General features: G+C 60.2%; 16 protein-coding genes. 7 read left to right on the top strand and 9 right to left on the bottom strand.

Annotated features, from left to right (window positions below):
• Positions 1 to 41 precede the first annotated feature (41 nt).
• Both fixJ and J3A65_RS11495 read right to left on the bottom strand, forming a co-directional pair.
• The gene (gene fixJ / locus J3A65_RS11500; RefSeq protein ID WP_062456050.1) at positions 42 to 662 is read right to left on the bottom strand and encodes a response regulator FixJ; all 621 of its coding nucleotides are present in this window, start codon (positions 660 to 662) and stop codon (positions 42 to 44) included.
• A complete protein-coding gene (locus J3A65_RS11495) occupies positions 649 to 2166 on the bottom strand; it encodes a PAS domain-containing sensor histidine kinase (RefSeq protein WP_274598251.1) in 1518 nt (505 codons plus the stop codon). Before J3A65_RS11495 ends, fixJ begins: the two co-directional genes overlap by 14 nt.
• 308 nt (positions 2167 to 2474) lie before the next feature.
• Here J3A65_RS11495 and J3A65_RS11490 point away from each other — a divergent pair, with 308 nt between their 5' ends.
• Positions 2475 to 2870, top strand: a complete 396-nt coding sequence (locus tag J3A65_RS11490) for a response regulator (RefSeq protein WP_209901297.1) — start codon at positions 2475 to 2477, stop codon at positions 2868 to 2870.
• Positions 2871 to 2886: 16 nt separating this feature from the next.
• On the opposite strand, the gene J3A65_RS11485 is transcribed toward J3A65_RS11490, so the two are convergent.
• Positions 2887 to 4143 (bottom strand): AGE family epimerase/isomerase, encoded by a 1257-nt coding sequence (locus J3A65_RS11485; RefSeq protein WP_209901295.1) that lies wholly within the window; start codon positions 4141 to 4143, stop codon positions 2887 to 2889.
• A gap of 160 nt (positions 4144 to 4303) precedes the next feature.
• Here J3A65_RS11485 and metH point away from each other — a divergent pair, with 160 nt between their 5' ends.
• Positions 4304 to 8074, top strand: a complete 3771-nt coding sequence (gene metH, locus J3A65_RS11480; protein WP_209901293.1) for a methionine synthase — start codon at positions 4304 to 4306, stop codon at positions 8072 to 8074.
• 126 nt (positions 8075 to 8200) lie between these two features.
• Here metH and J3A65_RS11475 read toward each other — a convergent pair whose 3' ends face one another.
• The 4 genes from J3A65_RS11475 to J3A65_RS11460 form a co-directional block, all read right to left on the bottom strand.
• Positions 8201 to 9262, bottom strand: coding sequence for an ABC transporter ATP-binding protein (locus J3A65_RS11475; RefSeq protein ID WP_209901291.1), 1062 nt, complete (start codon positions 9260 to 9262; stop codon positions 8201 to 8203).
• A gap of 27 nt (positions 9263 to 9289) precedes the next feature.
• A complete protein-coding gene (locus tag J3A65_RS11470) occupies positions 9290 to 10078 on the bottom strand; it encodes an ABC transporter permease (protein WP_209901288.1) in 789 nt (262 codons plus the stop codon).
• Between the two features lie 11 nt (positions 10079 to 10089).
• A complete protein-coding gene (locus J3A65_RS11465; protein ID WP_113110683.1) occupies positions 10090 to 10965 on the bottom strand; it encodes an ABC transporter permease subunit in 876 nt (291 codons plus the stop codon).
• A gap of 80 nt (positions 10966 to 11045) precedes the next feature.
• On the bottom strand, positions 11046 to 12149 hold the full coding sequence (locus J3A65_RS11460; RefSeq protein ID WP_062581155.1) for an ABC transporter substrate-binding protein: 1104 nt from the start codon (positions 12147 to 12149) through the stop codon (positions 11046 to 11048).
• A gap of 666 nt (positions 12150 to 12815) precedes the next feature.
• Between J3A65_RS11460 and J3A65_RS11455 the strand changes: the two genes are divergently transcribed.
• On the top strand, positions 12816 to 14315 hold the full coding sequence (locus J3A65_RS11455) for an amino acid permease (protein ID WP_062456074.1): 1500 nt from the start codon (positions 12816 to 12818) through the stop codon (positions 14313 to 14315).
• 215 nt (positions 14316 to 14530) lie between these two features.
• Complete coding sequence (locus tag J3A65_RS11450; RefSeq protein ID WP_062456077.1) at positions 14531 to 15247, top strand: ParA family protein; 717 nt, start codon at positions 14531 to 14533, stop codon at positions 15245 to 15247.
• A 78-nt stretch (positions 15248 to 15325) separates the two neighbouring features.
• Here J3A65_RS11450 and J3A65_RS11445 read toward each other — a convergent pair whose 3' ends face one another.
• Positions 15326 to 16744 (bottom strand): L,D-transpeptidase, encoded by a 1419-nt coding sequence (locus J3A65_RS11445; RefSeq protein WP_209901286.1) that lies wholly within the window; start codon positions 16742 to 16744, stop codon positions 15326 to 15328.
• A gap of 182 nt (positions 16745 to 16926) precedes the next feature.
• Between J3A65_RS11445 and J3A65_RS11440 the strand changes: the two genes are divergently transcribed.
• The 3 genes from J3A65_RS11440 to J3A65_RS11430 all read left to right on the top strand — a co-directional run bounded on the left by J3A65_RS11440 (position 16927) and on the right by J3A65_RS11430 (position 18594).
• Positions 16927 to 17760: a DUF4432 family protein gene (locus tag J3A65_RS11440; RefSeq protein ID WP_209901284.1), complete on the top strand. Its 834-nt coding sequence runs from the start codon at positions 16927 to 16929 to the stop codon at positions 17758 to 17760.
• A gap of 74 nt (positions 17761 to 17834) precedes the next feature.
• On the top strand, positions 17835 to 18173 hold the full coding sequence (locus J3A65_RS11435) for a TIGR01244 family sulfur transferase (protein WP_113167049.1): 339 nt from the start codon (positions 17835 to 17837) through the stop codon (positions 18171 to 18173).
• 79 nt (positions 18174 to 18252) lie between these two features.
• Complete coding sequence (locus J3A65_RS11430) at positions 18253 to 18594, top strand: RidA family protein (protein ID WP_062581144.1); 342 nt, start codon at positions 18253 to 18255, stop codon at positions 18592 to 18594.
• Between the two features lie 76 nt (positions 18595 to 18670).
• On the opposite strand, the gene J3A65_RS23485 is transcribed toward J3A65_RS11430, so the two are convergent.
• A complete protein-coding gene (locus tag J3A65_RS23485; protein WP_256413794.1) occupies positions 18671 to 18793 on the bottom strand; it encodes a hypothetical protein in 123 nt (40 codons plus the stop codon).
• Positions 18794 to 18849 lie beyond the last annotated feature (56 nt).

Here is an 18849-nt window from a genome sequence, read left to right as displayed (position 1 = left end):
TGCAATTAAATCGCGGATTGTCCGTTTGTTCAGGTTCGGCGTCACTCCTGGTCGAATCCGGCCGCCATGGTCATCCGAACCAACTGCGGCAGGCTGCGCGCCCGCATCTTGGCCATCACGTTGGCGCGGTGGACTTCAACCGTCCGGGGGCTGATGTCGAGATCGTAGGCGATCGACTTGTTCGGCAAGCCGGCAACGACTGCCAGAAGGACCTGGCGCTCGCGATCGCTAAGCGACTGGAGGCGGCTCAACACTTCCTGCACCTCGGTCACTTCCGTCGGCTTTTCGACGAGAAGCTTGGCAGCCCGCTCGATTGCTTCGATGATGGTCGTATCGTCGAACGGTTTTTCGATGAAATCGACAGCGCCAGCCTTCATTGCTTCCACTGCCATCGCCACGTCGCCGTGGCCGGTTATGAAGATCACAGGCATCCGTATCTTCTGGGCGGCGAGCGACCTGATCAGCTCGAGTCCCCCGATATCGGGCATCCTGAGGTCGCTGATGAGCAGGGCGTTGCGAGTTCCGGGCGCAAATTTCAGGAAGGCCGTCGCGCTTTCATGCACGCGCACGGCAAATCCGTTCATCGTCAGCATGAAGGCGAGCGACTTGCGCACCGGCTCCTCATCGTCGACGATATGCACCACGTAGTCAGCGGTCGGCATTCTCTTCGTCCTCCTTGTACAACGGCAGCGTGAACCGGAACGTGGCACCTCCGGCGACATTTCGGGTGACCACCATCTCACCGTCATGGGCTTCGATAATACGTTTGCATATCGAAAGTCCGATTCCCATACCACCCGCCTTGGTCGTCACGAATGGCTTGAACAATTGGGCCTCGATCTCCTCCGCAATCCCGGGGCCTGTGTCTTCGACGACCACGGCCACGTGCTCGTCGTCCTGGACCAGCGTGCGGATCGTGAGCTCTCTCCGCTCACTGTCGCGCATCGCTTCGATTGCGTTGCGCATCAGATTGGTCAGGACCTGCTGGATCTGGATCTTGTCAGCGACGACGATTTCCGGGCCGTCGTTGAATTCGAACATCGTCCGCACGCCGTTTTCCCGAGAGCCGACCAAGGCCAGAGCCGCGGCTTCTTCAATCAGCCGGCGGATGTTGTGGGGTGCTTTTTCCGTTTCGCCCTTCGTCACGAATTCGCGCAGGTGCTTGATGATCTGCCCGGCGCGGAGCGATTGGTTGCCGGCTTCCTTCAGCGCGTCTCGCAATCGCGACGCCATGTCGTCGTCCATGTCCCGCAGGAGTCTTGCGCAGCCGTGGACATAATTCGCGATGGCCGAAAGCGGTTGGTTCAGTTCATGGGCAAGTGTCGAGGCCATTTCACCCATCTCGTTCAGACGCGCGAGACGGGCGACTTCACCCTGCATTTCCTGCAATCGTGCCGCCGATTCGGCGCGTTCGGTAAGATCTCGCACGAAGCCGGTATAGAAGGTCTCGCCACCCGACCGGGTTTCGCCAACGGCAAGCTTCATCGGGAAGGTGGAGCCATCCTTGCGGCGGCCGACCACGACGCGATCCCGTCCGATAATCCGCTTCTCGCCGGTGCGCGCGTAGCGCTCGAGATAGCCGTCATGCTCACGGTGGTAGGGCTCCGGCATGAGGATACGCAGGTTGCGTCCGACGACCTCGTCTTCCGTATATCCGAACTGGCGAACGGCCGCGGAATTGAAGGAGACGATGATGCCCTCCTTGGTAATGACGATGGTGGCATCGAGCACGGTGTCGAGGATCGATCGCAGATGCGCCTCGCGAACCTCGGCCTTGGCCTGGGTCTTTGCGATGATGATCCGGGCGATATGCAGGACCTTGCCGGTGACGGCGATTGCCAGGCTGGTCAGAGCGACCACTCTCAGTTCCGCCGAGGTCGCGCTGACGGGTGACAGTTCCTTCAACGCCCAGACACCGATTACGGAGAGGACTGCAGCGACCACACCCGGTCTCAAGCCTCCGATGACGGAGGCGAAGATGATCGACGGCACGAAAAAGAAGTAGATTCCCTTGCCGTTCATGGGAACGGACAGAGCCAGACGAATTGCAAAGCCGACCAGGAAGCCGACCACAGCAAGGAGATAGACCTCACCGCGGGTGAAATCACGTTTCTGAATGAACTGTACGAAGCGTTCGGTGCGCCCGGTCATTTCGCTTAGGATCATCGCTCATCCTACTGAAAAGGCGATCGACACAGGCGCGCGGAGAGACGGGCGCGGATGTCTTGAACGCGTTGTAGCACAGGCTTAAATGCAGCGTCCAACGGGCAAATCAGGGAGGGGTCTTCATACACATGCTTTTCACCATATGTCAGAGAAACCGCGCATTCGCTCCGGAACCCTGTTCATCCCGGCGTGCAATTGGTCGGCAAACCCGATAAGGCTGGGCCTTGGCCTAAACATTCCGCTAGGTTATCAACCAGAATCAGACTGGTAACACACACGCAGCCATGGCTGCTGCCGGAGAATTCGATATGTCGACCGTAGCCGCCGAAGCAAATGAAGGGCGCGCCGCACCGATCAAGGTTTTGTTCGTAGAAGACGAAGCCCTGATCCGCATCTCTACAGCCGATTTCCTGCAGGACGCCGGCATGGGCGTCGTCGAAGCCGGCACGGCCGGTGAGGCGCTGGGCCTTGCCTCCGAGCAGCCGGTCGATATCCTGGTTACCGACGTGCATCTGCCCGACATGACAGGCCTGCAACTGACCATCAAACTCCGCGCGCAATTTCCGGATCTCCCGGTCATCTTCGCGACCGGCGATCGCAATGTCGAAGGCGCCGAAGGCCTGTCGCGTTCGGGCCTGGTGACCAAGCCCTATGACTACGACAGCCTTGTCTCGCTAATCCGCTCCATGGTCTCGGGAGGCTGACCGGCGGAACCGGCCGTCAGATTCGGCCGTCCGCCTCCACGATCATCTTCGTCAGGCTGCCATCCGCGGGAAACAGCGGGATGAGGCATGCCTGCAGCGCGTGATAGATGTCGCCCTTGCCGGGAAACAGGGTGTGAGCCGGAACCAGATCTTCCGTGAGTTCCTCGTGCCAGCCGCCGTTCTTGTGGTCGACGAACTTGTTGGCGATGGTGCCCCAGATCAGCCTGTAGCTGTCTTCGTAGAAGCTGTCTGCCGGCAGATGCTGGTTGATGAAATGCGCAGCGCCAGCGCCCTCGCACATCGGCCACCAGAGCTTGTTGGTCTTGGCGGGCTTGTCTTCCCAGTTGAGTGTGTAGAAAAAGCCGCCTTTTTCCTTGTCCCAGCCGAGTGACATGGCCTGCACGAACAGGTTCTTGGCCGCATCCGGCATCCAGGCGCGCTTCTTGTCGCCGAGCGTCCACAGTTGCAGCGTCAGTCTTGCCCATTCCAGCCAGTGGCCGGGCGTCGTGCCGGCCGGGCGGAACATCTCGTCCTGGTGGTAGTAGTTCTTGTCGATCTGCCAGTCGGTATCGAAATGCTCGGCGACGCGGAAGCCTACGCTGCCGGCGAGGCGCCTGATCACGAGGTCTGCAATGCTTTCGGCCTTATCAAGATAATGCCGTTCGCCGGTTGCCTCGAAGGCCGCCATCAGCGCTTCGGTCAGGTGCATGTTTGAGTTCTGGCCGCGGTAGCTGCCACCGTCGATCGGCGACCAGTCGGACGCGAATTCCTCTGCGATGGCGCCGTGTTCGCGATCCCAGAACCGCGTTTCCAGCACGTCGGTAACGTCGGCCAGCATCGCGTCCGCAAGCGGATGGCCGACGACCTTGGCGGAGGATGCGGCGAGCAGCACGAAAGCGTGGCCGTAACCCTGCTTGTTGCTGTCGGCTGGGCCATCGTCGTTCATCGACCAGGCATAGCCACCGTTTTGTTGGTCGCGGTGACCGTTCCAGAGAAAATTCATGCCGTGGTCGACCAGGTCGCCCGTACCCGGACGTCCCAAGAGATAGCCGATAGAATAGCAGTGCACCATGCGGGCGGACGCGTGAATGCCGCGAACGGGATTGTCGCCGGGGAGCGGGTTGCCGGTAGGATCGAGATCGAAGAAGCCGCCCTTGGGGTTGATGGCCCTGTGCTGGAAGAAATCGAACAGGCCGTCAGCCTGTTGCAGCAGCCAGCGCCGGTGGTAGGGCAGATCGCTCCAGAATTTCGATACCTGGCCCGCGTCGCTCATGCTTCTCTCCCTTTTGCATTCTGCTTCAAGGCTATACCGTCAGGAGTATGGCCTGTCATCGACAATTCGTTTATTACTCACGGCACGACGGCTGGACATCATATAAACGCATCTTTATATGATTATGAATACCGTTTGATGCTGTTCAGGAGTGTGTCCCTTGTTTGATGAACTCTTCGGTCCCGAAGGCGATCGCCGCGACGGTGCGGAAATCCTTGCAGCTCTAAAGGCGGCCGCACGCGAACGAATTCTCGTGATAGATGGCGCCATGGGCACCCAGATCCAGGGGCTCGGCTTCAACGAAGAGCATTTTCGTGGCGAACGCTTCATCGGTTGCGCCTGTCACCAGCAGGGCAACAACGACCTTCTGATTCTCTCGCAGCCCCAGGCGATCGAGGATATCCACTATCGTTACGCCAAGGCCGGCGCCGATATTCTCGAGACCAACACGTTTTCCTCCACCCGTATCGCCCAGGCGGATTACGAGATGGAAGGCGCTGTCTACGATCTCAACCGCGACGGGGCACGCCTTGCCCGCCGGGCCGCGATCCGCGCCGAAAAGGAAGACGGCCGCCGCCGTTTCGTGGCCGGCGCCATCGGGCCGACCAACCGGACGGCCTCGATTTCTCCCGATGTCAACAATCCGGGCTACCGCGCCGTCTCCTTCGACGACCTGCGGATTGCCTATGGCGAGCAGATCGACGGTCTTATCGACGGCGGTGCAGATATCATTCTGATCGAAACGATCTTCGACACGCTCAACGCCAAGGCTGCGATCTTTGCCTGCGAGGAGCGCTTCGAGGCGAAGGGTATTCGCCTGCCGGTGATGATATCGGGCACGATCACCGACCTTTCCGGACGCACGCTGTCCGGCCAGACGCCGTCTGCGTTCTGGAACTCTGTGCGCCATTCGAACCCGTTCACAATCGGTCTCAACTGCGCGCTTGGCGCAGATGCCATGCGTCCGCACCTGCAGGAATTGTCGGGCGTTTCCGACACGTTCATCTGCGCCTATCCGAATGCCGGCCTGCCCAACGAGTTTGGTCAGTATGACGAGACGCCTGAAATGATGGCGAAGCAGGTCGAGGGATTTGCCCGCGAAGGTCTCGTCAACGTCGTCGGCGGCTGCTGCGGCTCGACGCCGGAGCATATTCGCGCGATCGCCGAGGCTGTCTCCAAGTACAAGCCGCGCCAGATCCCGGAGCATTCGCCGTTCATGTCGCTGTCGGGCCTCGAGCCCTTCACACTGACAAAAGACATCCCGTTCGTGAATGTCGGCGAACGCACCAACGTCACCGGTTCGGCCAAATTCCGCAAGCTGATCACCGCCGGCGATTATGCGGCAGCGCTGGTCGTTGCCCGCGACCAGGTCGAGAACGGCGCGCAGGTCATCGACATCAACATGGACGAGGGCCTGATCGACTCAGGTCAGGCGATGATCGAGTTTCTCAACCTGATCGCCGCCGAGCCGGATATCGCGCGCGTTCCAGTCATGATCGACAGCTCTAAGTTCGAGATCATCGAAGGCGGACTGAAATGCGTTCAGGGCAAACCGATCGTCAACTCGATCTCGCTGAAGGAAGGCGAGGAAAAGTTTCTGGGGCAGGCCAAGCTGATTCGCAATTACGGCGCAGCTGTCGTTGTCATGGCGTTCGACGAGACCGGCCAGGCGGATACCTATGACCGCAAGGTCGAGATCTGCAGCCGCGCCTACAAGATCCTGACCGAGCAGGCAGGCTTTCCGCCTGAGGATATCATCTTCGATCCGAACGTGTTTGCGGTGGCGACCGGGATCGAGGAACACAACAATTACGGCGTCGACTTTATCGAGGCGACGCGCACCATCCGTGAACGCATGCCGCTGGTGCATATCTCGGGCGGCGTTTCGAACCTCTCCTTCTCGTTCCGCGGCAACGAGCCGGTGCGCGAGGCGATGCATGCCGTGTTCCTGTACCACGCCATCCAGGCGGGCATGGACATGGGCATCGTCAATGCCGGTCAGCTGGCGATCTACGAGAACATCGATCCGGAACTGCGCGAGGCCTGCGAGGATGTGGTGCTGAACCGCCGCGCCGACGGAACCGAGCGGCTGCTGGAGGTGGCCGAAAAATATCGCGGCGGCCCCGGTAAGGAAGCAAGGGTGCAGGATCTGGCATGGCGCGAGCGCTCTGTCGAAGAGCGGCTGTCGCACGCGCTGGTCAATGGCATTACCGAATTCATCGACGCCGATACGGAAGAGGCGCGGCTGCAGGCCGCGCGTCCGCTCCACGTCATCGAGGGGCCGCTGATGGCCGGCATGAATGTGGTCGGTGATCTGTTCGGTTCGGGCAAGATGTTCCTGCCGCAGGTGGTGAAGTCCGCCCGCGTGATGAAGCAGGCGGTTGCGGTGCTGTTGCCTTACATGGAAGAGGAAAAGCGCCTGAACGGCGGCGACCAGCGCAAGACCGCCGGCAAGATCCTGATGGCGACCGTCAAGGGCGACGTCCACGACATCGGCAAGAACATTGTCGGCGTCGTGCTCGCCTGCAACAATTACGAAATCGTCGATCTCGGCGTGATGGTACCGGCGACGAAGATCCTCGAAACGGCAATTGCCGAACAGGTCGATATCATCGGTCTGTCGGGCCTGATCACGCCGTCGCTCGACGAAATGGTGCATGTGGCAGCCGAAATGGAGCGGCAGGGCTTCAACGTGCCGCTGCTGATCGGCGGCGCCACCACCAGCCGGGTTCACACGGCCGTCAAGATCCATCCGCGTTACGAGCGGGGCCAGGCGGTCTATGTCACCGATGCCTCGCGCGCCGTCGGCGTCGTCTCGGCGCTTCTGTCGCCGGACGCGAAGGATGGCTATGTCGAGACGATCCGCGGCGAATATGCCAAGGTCGCAGCGGCGCATGCCCGTTCGGAAGCGGACAAGAAGCGGCTGCCGATCGAGCGTGCCCGCGCCAATGCCGAGACGGTCGACTGGACATCCTATGACCCCAAGAAGCCGCAGTTCTTCGGCACGAAAGTGTTCGAAGGCTACGATCTGGCGGAGCTTGCGACCTATATCGACTGGACGCCGTTTTTCCAGACCTGGGAACTGAAGGGTCGCTATCCGGCCATTCTCGAAGACGAGAAGCAGGGCGAGGCCGCGCGGCATCTGTTTGCAGATGCGCAAACGATGCTTCAAAAAATCATTGCGGAAAAGTGGTTCCGGCCCCAGGCCGTGATCGGCTTCTGGCCGGCCAACGCTGTCGGCGACGACATCAAGCTGTTTACCGACGAGACCCGCAGCACGGAACTCGAGACCCTGTTCACGCTGCGCCAGCAGCTGTCCAAGCGTGACGGCCGGCCGAATGTGGCGCTGTCGGATTTCGTCGCACCGGTTTCGAGCGGCAAGGCCGATTATGTCGGCGGCTTCGTGGTCACGGCCGGTATAGAGGAAGTGGCGATCGCGGAACGGTTCGAGCGGGCGAACGACGATTATTCGTCGATCCTAGTCAAGGCGCTCGCCGACCGGTTTGCGGAAGCGTTTGCCGAACGCATGCACCAGCGCGTGCGCCAGGAATACTGGGGCTATGCGCCGGACGAGACGCTCACGAGCGACGAGTTGATTCACGAGCAGTATGCGGGCATCCGTCCGGCGCCCGGCTACCCGGCGCAACCCGACCATACGGAAAAGGAAACGCTGTTCAGGCTGCTCGACGCCACCAAGGCGACAGGTGTGACGCTGACCGAAAGCTATGCGATGTGGCCGGGATCATCCGTCTCTGGCTTTTATATCGGCCATCCCGCCAGCTACTATTTCGGCGTCGCCAAGGTGGAGCGGGACCAGGTCGAGGATTATGCATCCCGCAAGGGCATGCCGATCGAAGAGGTCGAGCGCTGGCTCGGGCCTGTGCTCAACTATATTCCGACCAATGTGGCGGCGGTGGAAGACGCCGCATAGGCGGTCTGCCGCCATGTTCACAGATTGAATCAAGAAGCCGGCAAGTTGAATCACTTGCCGGCTTCTTCTGTTTGATATTGCTGCGTTGTTAGCGATCAAGCATTTGCCAGTCGCGGCGCGCAGCGCCTATTCCTTGACCACCAGCAGGTCGCTTGCGGCGAAACGCAGGGTCACTGTTTCGCCGGGCTGCGGCAGGACCTTGTCCGGTGCGTTGAACATGTCGAACGAGATCTGGTTGCCGCCCGCGGTGAACCTGGTGCGCACGACGGACCCTAGGAAATGTGTCGAGACGACGGTGCCGGTCAAAGCCGTATCGCCCGTGGCGCTCTTCGAAAGCGAACCAGCTTCAGGACGCAGCGCGATCGAAACGGTGTCGCCTTGGTTCAAGGCGCCGATCGGTTCGCGCAGCGTGATGATGTTGTCGCCGATGCGGATGGTGTTGGCGGCTGGATCGGCGACGATCGCATCGATGATGTTGAGCGTGCCGACAAACGAGGCGACGAAGCGGGTGGCCGGGCGGTTGTAGATCTCCGACGGCGTGCCGATCTGGTCGGCGCGACCGGCGTTCATGACGACGATCCGATCCGAGATGGACAGCGCTTCCTCCTGATCGTGCGTGACGAACACTGTGGTGATGCCGAGCTTCCTCTGGATCTGACGGATTTCCTCACGCAGCGATACGCGGATCTTTGCATCGAGCGCAGACAACGGTTCGTCGAGCAGCAGGACCTGCGGTTTCGGCGCAAGCGCGCGGGCGAGTGCGACGCGTTGCTGCTGGCCGCCGGACATCTGGTACGGGTAACGGTCGGCTAGATGTTCGAGGCCGATCAGCTTCAGCATTTCCTTCACGCGGGCGTCGATATCCGCCTTCGACATGCCAGCGACCTTGAGGCCGAAGGCGACGTTGTCGAACACGTTCATGTTGGGAAACAGCGCATAGGCCTGGAACACCATGCCGATATTGCGCTGGCTGGTCTTCAGGCCTGACTGATTTTTCCCGTTAATCACGATCGTGCCGTCGCTCGGGTTCTCGAAGCCGGCGATCATCCTGAGCACCGTGGTCTTGCCGCAACCGGACGGTCCGAGGAAGGAGACGAATTCCCCTTTCTCAATCGCCATATGGAAGTCCTTGACGACCTGCGTCTGGCCGAAGCTTTTCTTGATACCGTCGAGAACGAGAAACGACATGAGGTGAAAATCCTTGAGGCGCAGTCCCTAAGCCCGGGAGGGTGCCATCTTGCTGAAACGGGAAACGAGCTGGAGCAGGCCCATCGAAAGCCAGGTGATTGCAAAGGCGATCACGGCGAGCGCCGACGGCTCATAGGCCTTGTTGGCGCCCACGAGCTGGAGATAGGGACCGAATGCGGGTCGGTTGAGAAGGGCGGCCATGGTGAACTCGCCCATCACGATCGCGAAGGTGATGAAGGCGCCCGACAGCACGCCCGACATCACGTTCGGGAAGATGCAGCGAAACAGGATCGTCGGCCATTTGGCGCCAAGGATTTCCGCCGCTTCCGTCAAGGTCCTGACGTCGATGGTGCGCATCGCCGTATCGACCGAGCGATACATGTAGGGCAGCGACAGGGTGATGTAGGACATGACCAGAAGCACATTCGTGCCGAAGGTCGAGCCTGTGAAGGGGATGTAGGACGACGAATTGTAGAGCCTGAGATAGCCGAAGACGATGACGATCGCCGGGATGACCAGCGGCATCAAGGTGATTAACTCCATCACCGGGCGCATCTGCGGGACGCGGAGCCTGACCCAGTAGGCCGTTGGCACGATCAGCAGCATGCCGAAGATTATGGTGAGCAGCGCCATCAGCATGGAGAAGCCGAAGGTCGCCCGGAAAGCGGCATCCGAAAAGACCGAGTCATAGGCATCGAACGAGTATTCGCCGCGCCGCATGCGCAGCGAGAATTCGAACGTGCCGAGCAGCGGCACGAAAAAGTAGATGACGCCTACGGCGATGGCGAGCCAGGCGAAGAATTTTGTCATCTTCATCTCGCGCATCCTCACTTCTGCCAGCGTTCGGCGCGCATGCGCAGCCAGATGTACAAGACGTTGGAGGCGCCGGTGATGACGATCATGCCGAGTGCCAGCGCATAGCCGAGGTTTGGATTGTGCAGCACGTCGCCGCGGATCTGCGCATAGAGCAGGATCGGCACGATGTTGAGCGAGGAGCCGGTCAGCGCATAGGCCGTGGCGATCGCGCCGAAGGCGTTGGCGAACAGAAGCAGGCTGGTGCCGAGGAGGCTTGGCCACAGGATCGGCATCGCCACCATGCGCCAATATTGCCAGGTGGATGCGCCGAGGATCTCGGAGGCTTCACGCCACTCCTTCTTCAGACCGTCGAGTGCCGGGGTCAGGATCAGCACCATCAGCGGGATCTGGAAGAACATGTAGGTGAGGGTCAAGCCCACGAAGGAGAGGAGATTGAAGCCGGTCGAATAGAGATTGAAGCCGAACCAGTCGCGCATGAAGACGGTCACGAGCCCTGTGCGGCCGAGCGTGGCGATAAAGGCGAAGGCGAGGGGCACGCCGGCAAAGTTCGAGGCGACACCGGAGAAAGTCAGGAGGCTCGATCGGATCCAGGACGGCAGGCCACCAAGAACGATTGCCCAGGCGAGCGCAAAGCCGATGATCGCGCCACCGAGCGATGAGGCGAAGGAGACCTTGATCGAGATCCAGTAGGCCGAAAGGATTGTCGGCGTGAACAGGTCTGCGATATTCTTGAAGGTGAACGTTCCCTCGGGCGTGAAGAAGGCGCCGACGACGAGATAGAAAGTCGGGACGATCAGAAACATCAACGCGAAGATCATGAACGGCGCGACGCCGAGCCAATCGACGACGGTACGGCGGTCGATGAAGGACGATGATGCGGTGGACATGAATCCGGTGTTTCTGTCGGAGGAGGAAAAAGGCCTCCCCGCGCCCATAAAAGCGGAGCGGGAAGGCCGTCTAGGCTAGATTACTTGACGTTGGCGCCGACCACGGAATCCCACTTCGTGGTGATCGCGGTCTTGCCGGCAGCCTGCTCTTCGAGTGTCGGGAATACGGCCTTTTCATAGGACGCGGCCGGCGGCAGGGCGTCGAGCAGTGCCTTCGGGATCTTGTTGTTCTTGGCAAGATCGTTGAACCGGATCGGGTGGCAATAGCCCTTCAGCCAACCGAGCTGGCCTTCGTCGGAATAGAGGTATTCCATCCACAGCTTGGCAGCGTTCGGATGCGGTGCGAAAGCGGAGATCGCCTGCACGTAGACGCCGGCAACGACGCCCGACTGCGGAACGACGACTTCATAAGGCGGGTTGCCCTTCAGGCTTTCGCCCCAGGACAGAGCGTTGTAGTCCCAGGCGATGATGATCGGGGTGGAGCCCTGTGCGAACGGGGCAGCCTTGCCGATGACCGGAACGAAGTTGCCGGCCTTGTTGAGTTCTGCGAAGAACTTCAGGCCTTCTTCGCCAGCCTTGGCGGCATCGCCCTTAGCGGCGGAGAGACCGGCAGCATAGACGCCCTGGACAGCCTGGTTGGCAGAGCGCGGGTCGCCGGCGAGTGCGACGGCGTTCGCGTAGTCGGACTTCAGAAGATCCTTCCAGTCCTTCGGCGATTCCTTGACGAGATCCTTGTTCACCATGAACGCGAGAACGCCGTAATAGTCGCCGTACCAGTAGCCTTCAGCATCCTTGGCTTCGGCCGGGATCGAGTCCCAGGTGGAAACCTTGTAAGGCTGGATCAGGCCTTCGGCCTTGGCGGACGGGCCGAAGGACAGACCAACGTCGATCACGTCAGGAGCCTGCGGGCCCTTGTTGCCCTTGTTGGCCTTGATGGCTTCGATTTCGTCGCCCGAGCTCGCGTCCGGGTTCAGTTCGTTGACTTCGATTCCGTACTTTGCCTTGAAGCCGGCGATCACGTCGCCGTAGCCGCACCAGCTGTGGGGCAGGGCGATGGTGGTCAGCGCGCCTTCCTTCTTGGCGGCGGCGATCAGTTCCGCGCTCGGCTCGGCTGCTGCAAGGCTGGTGGAAGCGATGAGGACTGCTGTCGTCAGAGACAGCAGACGATGGGCGTTCTTGAGCACGGGTGTCCTCCTGGGGTTGAGCGTCTCGGCGCGACTCGTAGAGCCATTGTGTGTATCGTATGTGACAGCGCGCATTCCAAGCGCATGCTAGAAATCAGGCCTGTATTTCAGGAATTTAGAAGATATCCCTCACCAATTGTATCCGTTTGTCCGGAGGGAACTGCGCTCGGACACGGCAATCGTGTTTGCCCTGTCATCACTGGTCAATCCTGCCGGTCATACGAAAGCCGTTCCCTCCGGTCTGCGCCGGTTTGTGACAGGATTAACATTCGTTTCCAGGACCGAGTCAACGGGGCCTATGGAGGAGATTTGAGATTACCGTTGACGACGCGGCGGAAGTGAAGAATTCTCGTCGTGGTTAATGCGTGTTCATACTTCACGAAATCGCTTCAAGACCGATGTCGGCGGGATCAAAGGACAGTCATCGCGTCCGGCACTGACTTCACGACCTAGACTATGAACGAGTTTATTCGAAACGAAGCCGCCTACGGTCGAGGCAGGCTTTCGACGGGCCGGTGTGGGAACTCTCCAGCCGGTTTACTGAGAGACCAGGGGAACAGCCAGAGCTGCGGGATACCGACACCGACAAAAGCGGGCGGATCCGAATGGACGGGGACGGCGGGCCGGACGGCCTCGCTGCCTATTTCTTTGATCAGGAGAGAAGGCATGGAAAGTTCATCAGCGGGCGTCAGCTACAAGAAGGCGGATGCTGCCTATTTCGAAAAGCGCGGGCTTTCGCGCTATGCAGGGGTCTGGTCGCTTTGGGCGCTCGGCGTCGGCGCCGTTATCTCAGGGCATTTCTCGGGCTGGAATTTCGGTTTCGCGACCGGCGGATGGGGAGGGATGCTGGTTGCAGGCATCATCATCGCCGTCATGTATCTCGGCCTGACGTTCTCGATCGCCGAGATGAGCCCGGCGCTGCCGCACACGGGTGCTGCCTATTCCTTTGCGCGAACGGCGATGGGACCCTGGGGCGGCTTCATTACAGGGCTCTGCGAGAACGTCGAATACGTGCTCACGCCCGCCGTCATCGTTACCTTTATTACGGCCTATGTGAATTCGATCCTCGGCCTCGATCCCGTCTACTCGCCGATCCTGTGGATCCTGTTCTACATCATCTTCCTAGCGCTCAACGTGTTCGGCCTCGAACTGTCGTTCAAGGTGACGCTGGTCATCACGATCGTTTCGTTGGCGGTGCTGGTGTTCTTCTGGGTCAGCGCCATCCCCAACATGGACTTTTCCCGCTGGGCGCTGAACATCGGCGTCGGACCTGATGGTGCAGCGATCGAACTGCCTGAAGGCAATGGCGACTGGTTCCCGTTCGGGATCACAGGCGTGCTTGCAACGCTTCCCTTTGCGGTCTGGCTGTTCCTTGCCATCGAACAGTTGCCGCTGGCGGCAGAAGAATCGGTCGATCCGAAGCGTGACATGCCGAAGGGCATCATCCTCGGCATGATGACGCTGATGCTGTCGGCCTTCATGATTGTGCTCCTCAATCCCTCTCTGCCGGGTGTCGGCGCCTTTCATCTGAGTACGGCGCTGGAGCCGCTTCTCGACGGGTTCAAGTCCGTTTATGGCGACGGCGGCGTCGTTATCCTCGGTCTGGTGGCGCTGACGGGTCTGATCGCCAGCTTCCATACGATCCTCTATGCACAGGGTCGCCAGATCTACTCGCTCTCGAGGGCCGGCTATTTCCCGACGGCGCTTTCGGTCACGCATCCGACCTACAAGACGCCCTACGTCGCGATGCTGGCTGGAGCGCTGGTCGGTCTTGCCGTGATGCTGGTCATCTGGTTCTCGCTCGGTGCGGAAGCAGGCGGCAGCGCCATCGGCAGCGTGTTGCTCAACATGGCGGTGTTCGGCGCGATGTTCTCCTACATCATGCAGGCGATCTCGTTCATCATCTTGCGCAAGAAACTGCCCAATATCGAGCGGCCGTTCCGGTCTCCACTGGGCATTCCGGGTGCCGTCCTAACGATCGTCATCGCAGTGGTGACGCTTCTCTATCAGGTTCAGGATCCCAACTTCTTCAAGGGCGTCGTCTGGGTGGTCATCTGGTTTGCAGTCGCGATCGCCTATTTCGCGCTTGTTGGCCGCCATCGTCTGATCCTTTCGCCGGAAGAAGAGTTCGCGATGGAGCACAAGCAGGCGGCAGCGCTGGTCTGATCCCTAGACATCCGTGATCAACATGTGGCCCGCGATCGCTTCGCGGGCCACATTTGCGTTCTCAGCCTTTTTAGGTCGGCATGCTGAAATGTGACAGGCAATATGCGTTAACCCTTAATTTACGTCTCGTTAACCAAGTTCATGAAGAATACGTTAACTGCGCATGAAGCGGCGTGGTGGTGAGCGATGCGGCTCTATTTCATCAAGGACCGAGAATGCCCGTAATTTCATTTGCCAATGCCAAGGGCGGTGCCGGCAAGACGACTGCAGCCCTGCTGCTTGCCACGGAACTCGCCCACCAGGGATTTCGCATCACGATAATCGATGCCGATCCGCAGAAGTGGATCAGCCAGTGGTGCGAGATCTCCGGCCCCGTGCCCAACCTCTCGGTGATTTCAGAAGTCACGACGGCGTCGCTTCCTTGCCACCTGCGCGAGATGGCATCTTCGACCGACTACTTCATCATCGATCTTGCCGGAGCGCGAGACGCGCTGGTAACCACTGCAATCGGGCTTTCCAACCACGTCATCATCCCGGTCCAGGGCTCGGCGATGGATGCGAAGGGCGCAGCACAGATTCTCGATCTGCTCGCGCAGATGAAGGACAAGGCCAAGCTCGACATTCCGCATTCCGTCGTCCTTACCCGTGTCACCTCGATGGTGACGACGCGAGCCATGCTGGCGATCAAGGGGTTGCTGGCGGCCAAGGGCGTCAATGTGCTGGAGACGTCGATCGGCGAGCGAGTTGCGTTCAAGGAACTGTTCGAGACCGGTGGGACGCTGCACACGCTCGATGCGACAAAGGTCAGCAATGTCGACAAGGCAAAAGACAATGCGCGCAGTTTCGCTCAGGAAGTGATGCGCATGATGCCTGTCCGCGTCGTACGCTCGATGGGATCTAAACTGTTTCCGTTTCGCCGCAACGCGGCCTGAAGCCAATTCAACGTAGCCATAAAAAAAGCCTCTCCGGTTTGCCGGAGAGGCTTTTTGCGTTGTTAAGTCTGGCAAAACCTACTCGAGGAATTCGACGGTCGTGCCGGGCTTGACCATCTTGGCAAGTTCCGTCGCATCCCAATTGGTGAGGCGCACGCAGCCGTGGCTGTTGGTCTTGCCGATCTTGGAAGGCTCCGGCGTGCCGTGAATGCCGTAGGTGGGTTTCGACAAGGCGATCCAGACCGTGCCCACCGGGCCGTTCGGACCCGGAGGGATCTGCAGGATCTGGGTGTTGTTGCCCTGTGTGAAGTTGATCTTCGGATTGTAGGTGTAGCCCGGATCGAGCGCGATGCGCTGGACCGTATGGTTGCCCGACGGCGATGGCGTATCGCTCGAACCGATCGTGGCCGGATAAGCCGAAATCAGAACGCCGTCTTCACCGTAGGCGAAGACCTGCTTGCGATACTTGTCGGCAACGATCCGCGTCACCTGTCCGGTCTTCGGCGTGCCGGGGTTGATCACCTTGATGGTCATGCCGGGAATGGTGAAGTCGACGTTCGGGTTGAGCGACTTCAGGTAGTTCTCATCCATGTGGAACTGCTCGGCGAGCTTTTCGGTCACGGATGTGTAGGACATAGCCGGCAGGATGGCCTTGTGAGCGTAGTCTTCCGGGATAGACGCAACATATGGTCCGGCAGCGTCCGCGGCCGTGATCGTATAATCGATGATCGGCAGGCCGCCCGAATAGGTCAGGCGCTGCATGATGTCTTCGGAATTGTTCGGATCAAGCGTCTCGCCGGTCATTTCCTGCCAGGCGGCGATCGCCTTGTTGACGTTGTCGCCAAGATGGCCGTCGATCACACCGGGCGAGATGCCCTCGCGGTCAAGAAACACCTGGAGTGCGGCGATCTCGGCCTGCGGCTTCTTGGTGACGGTGATGACCGGTTTGGCATCATGCTGCGGTGCCGGAAGCTGCGAGCCCGCATTCGGGTCGATCGAGGCTTCTTCGGGCTCGGAATAGTTCTCGTCGATGCCGGGAAGTGCATCGTTGGTAAGAGGCTCGCGGGTAATCGAACCGGGGCCGGCAATCGACCCGGTCACGGCACCCGGTTCTTCGCCGGGACGATACTGGCGGTAATCCTGATATCCGCCCTGGTCTTGCGGATACTGATCCTGCGGCTGATAGACGGTTTCGCGACGGTTGCGGTAGCCACTCGGCGCCGGCGGATATTCCGCCTGCTGGGGGCGGTAGGCATCCTGGCGCGTTTCGGTCGCAACGATGTTTCCGCGGCGATCGAGATAGACGCGGCGGCCCATACCGTCGCGGCTGATCACCACGTCGCGCGGATCCGGCATGTAGTCGAGTATGGCGCCATCAGGTGCCACGAGGGTCGTCTGCTGCTGATAGCGATATCCGCTCTGAGCCTGCGCCGACGATGGCCCGAAGGCTGCTGATATTGCCATTAGGCTGATACTTGCGAGAATGAGACGCTTCACGTTTCCACCGAAAGAAATTATTCCGTCTACGGTAAGCGGGGAAATGCGCATATGGTTCCCGACTCCGTATCTGGTGCCATAGACAACGTAATTTCGACTTTACCGTGAGAAAAGTGAATTCGTTATGAACCGATGGTTAAATTCGATCACGATCCGGCGAGAGGCGCCGTGAGGGAGGTTTTATGAAAGCGTTTTCAGCAGGAAACGGGCCGAAGCTCACTCTGGACGAGGGATCGGTGCTGGATATCGGCGCGTGTTTCGTCGGCGGCGTCGACATCGCGCCCGGCCGGGCCATTCCTGACGATGGCGATCCGCGAATCGACCATTCGCTGGAAGGGTTTTTGTTTACCTGCGGTCCCGACCACATCCGTCATCCCGAACCCATACCCGGTCGTCCCGATGGCGCGAAGTTTCCGCTGCACGGCTCCTACTCGTCGCACCCGGCCGAGATCGTGTTCTGGGATATGCAGGAGGATGCCGAATGCCGGGCGCGCGTTCCGGTCACGACAGCCGAGGGGGAATCGGCGCTTCTGGAACGCCACTGGCGGATTGATGGTGTGACCGGAGAAGTCTGCCTGTCCGACAGGGTGACGAACACCGGAACGAAAGCCATCGCCCGGGTGCATATGTACCATATGAATATCGGGGCCTGGCTGCTGGACGACAACGTCCGTCTTTCGAGCGCGATGTTCGAGCAAAAAGAGATGCCCTGGAATTTCGGGCCCGAGCCAGGGAGCGTGTTCTGCGTGCCGGCAGCGGGCGGCGATCCCTGGGCGGAACTGGCACTGGGACCGATCGCGGCGCTCGGTGGTCTCACGCTCAAAGTGCGCTTTAAGAGCGACACGCTTCCATACCTGCAGATGTGGCGCAACCAGAAGCAGCCGGCGCATGTGCTGGGGATCGAGCCGGTCTCGCACCGGCTGGCCACCCGCGGCGAACTGGAGGCGTCAGGCGAGCTGAAATGGCTTCAACCCGGCGAAAGCGTCGACTACGGCCTGCGCTTCGTGTTTGCGTAAAAGGCCGCTTGGCGATTGACGCTCCCCGGGGTGCATCGTAAAGCTTGCCCCCTATCGAGAATGGAGGCTCTGCCATGGATATCCGCGAGATCAACGACGAATACTCGGTCTCAGGCCAGATCACGGTCGAAGACCTCGACCAGATCAAGGCGCTCGGCTTCAAGTCCATAGTCTGCAACCGCCCCGACGAGGAAGAGCCCGGCCAGCCGGATTTCGCCGAGATCGAGGCACGCGCGAAGGAGCTCGGTCTCGACATCCGCCATATCCCGGTCGGCCGCATGGGCCTGACACCGGAAGGCGTGACCGAGATGGTCGACGTGCTCGAAGATTTTCCCAAGCCGCTGCTTGGCTATTGCCGCTCGGGCGCACGCTCCACGGCGATCTATGAACAGAGCCTGCGCCTGCGCGGCTGATCGGTTCGAAAGCTTTTCCACGCAAGGGCGCGGTATGCCACGCCCTTAATTTCCGAAGCTCAGCATTCAGGAGCATTTTATGAGCATTCAGCGTATCGAGCCCGGCGCCCGCATGAGCGGCGCCGTCGTCCATGGCAACACCGTCTATCTGGCCGGCCAGGTTGGCGAAGGCGACAGCGTCACCGACCAGTGCAAGGACGCGCTTGCCGAAGTCGATCGTCTGCTGGCTGCTGTCGGTTCCGACAAGTCGAAGATCCTGCAGACCCTGATCTATCTCTCCGACATCGCGGATTTCGCTGAAATGAACGCGGCTTGGGAAGCATGGGTCGATCCGGCCAATACGCCGGCCCGCGCCACCAGCGAAGCCAAGCTCGCTGCGCCAAAGTACAAGGTCGAGTTCATCGTGACCGCGGCGATCTGATCGCTCGGTTCATACGGACATGAAAAAGGGGGCCGGTGAAAACCGGCCCCCTTTTTGTATCGTTGATCCGTTGCGATCACGGCTCGCCCGGCGTCATGCCGATGAAGTAGTAAGCCGCGAGTGCGAGACCGATAAAAAAGATGACGGCGACGAAGGTCGTCATGCCACCCAGTGCTTTGCGTTTTGTGTCATTTGCCATGCGCCATCAACGGCATGGCCGGCGGAATGTTCCGCCGGGTGATTGCGCAGATGCCG

Origin of the sequence: Rhizobium sp. PvP014 (genome assembly GCF_017876855.1) — a bacterium.
GTDB classification, from domain to species: domain Bacteria; phylum Pseudomonadota; class Alphaproteobacteria; order Rhizobiales; family Rhizobiaceae; genus Neorhizobium; species Neorhizobium soli.
Note: the sequence above shows the minus strand (reverse complement) of the source record. Positions and strands in the feature narration are given on the sequence as shown.

Excerpts from the sequence above, each read along its gene's own strand:
- fixJ (WP_062456050.1), bottom strand. The coding sequence starts at position 662 with ATGCCGACCGCTGACTACGTGGTGCATATCGTCGACGATGAGGAGCCG.
- J3A65_RS11495 (WP_274598251.1), bottom strand. The coding sequence starts at position 2,166 with ATGATCCTAAGCGAAATGACCGGGCGCACCGAACGCTTCGTACAGTTC.
- J3A65_RS11490 (WP_209901297.1), top strand. The coding sequence starts at position 2,475 with ATGTCGACCGTAGCCGCCGAAGCAAATGAAGGGCGCGCCGCACCGATC.
- J3A65_RS11485 (WP_209901295.1), bottom strand. The coding sequence starts at position 4,143 with ATGAGCGACGCGGGCCAGGTATCGAAATTCTGGAGCGATCTGCCCTAC.
- J3A65_RS11475 (WP_209901291.1), bottom strand. The coding sequence starts at position 9,262 with ATGTCGTTTCTCGTTCTCGACGGTATCAAGAAAAGCTTCGGCCAGACG.
- J3A65_RS11470 (WP_209901288.1), bottom strand. The coding sequence starts at position 10,078 with ATGAAGATGACAAAATTCTTCGCCTGGCTCGCCATCGCCGTAGGCGTC.
- J3A65_RS11465 (WP_113110683.1), bottom strand. The coding sequence starts at position 10,965 with ATGTCCACCGCATCATCGTCCTTCATCGACCGCCGTACCGTCGTCGAT.
- J3A65_RS11455 (WP_062456074.1), top strand. The coding sequence starts at position 12,816 with ATGGAAAGTTCATCAGCGGGCGTCAGCTACAAGAAGGCGGATGCTGCC.
- J3A65_RS11450 (WP_062456077.1), top strand. The coding sequence starts at position 14,531 with ATGCCCGTAATTTCATTTGCCAATGCCAAGGGCGGTGCCGGCAAGACG.
- J3A65_RS11440 (WP_209901284.1), top strand. The coding sequence starts at position 16,927 with ATGAAAGCGTTTTCAGCAGGAAACGGGCCGAAGCTCACTCTGGACGAG.
- J3A65_RS11435 (WP_113167049.1), top strand. The coding sequence starts at position 17,835 with ATGGATATCCGCGAGATCAACGACGAATACTCGGTCTCAGGCCAGATC.
- J3A65_RS11430 (WP_062581144.1), top strand. The coding sequence starts at position 18,253 with ATGAGCATTCAGCGTATCGAGCCCGGCGCCCGCATGAGCGGCGCCGTC.
- J3A65_RS23485 (WP_256413794.1), bottom strand. The coding sequence starts at position 18,793 with ATGGCAAATGACACAAAACGCAAAGCACTGGGTGGCATGACGACCTTC.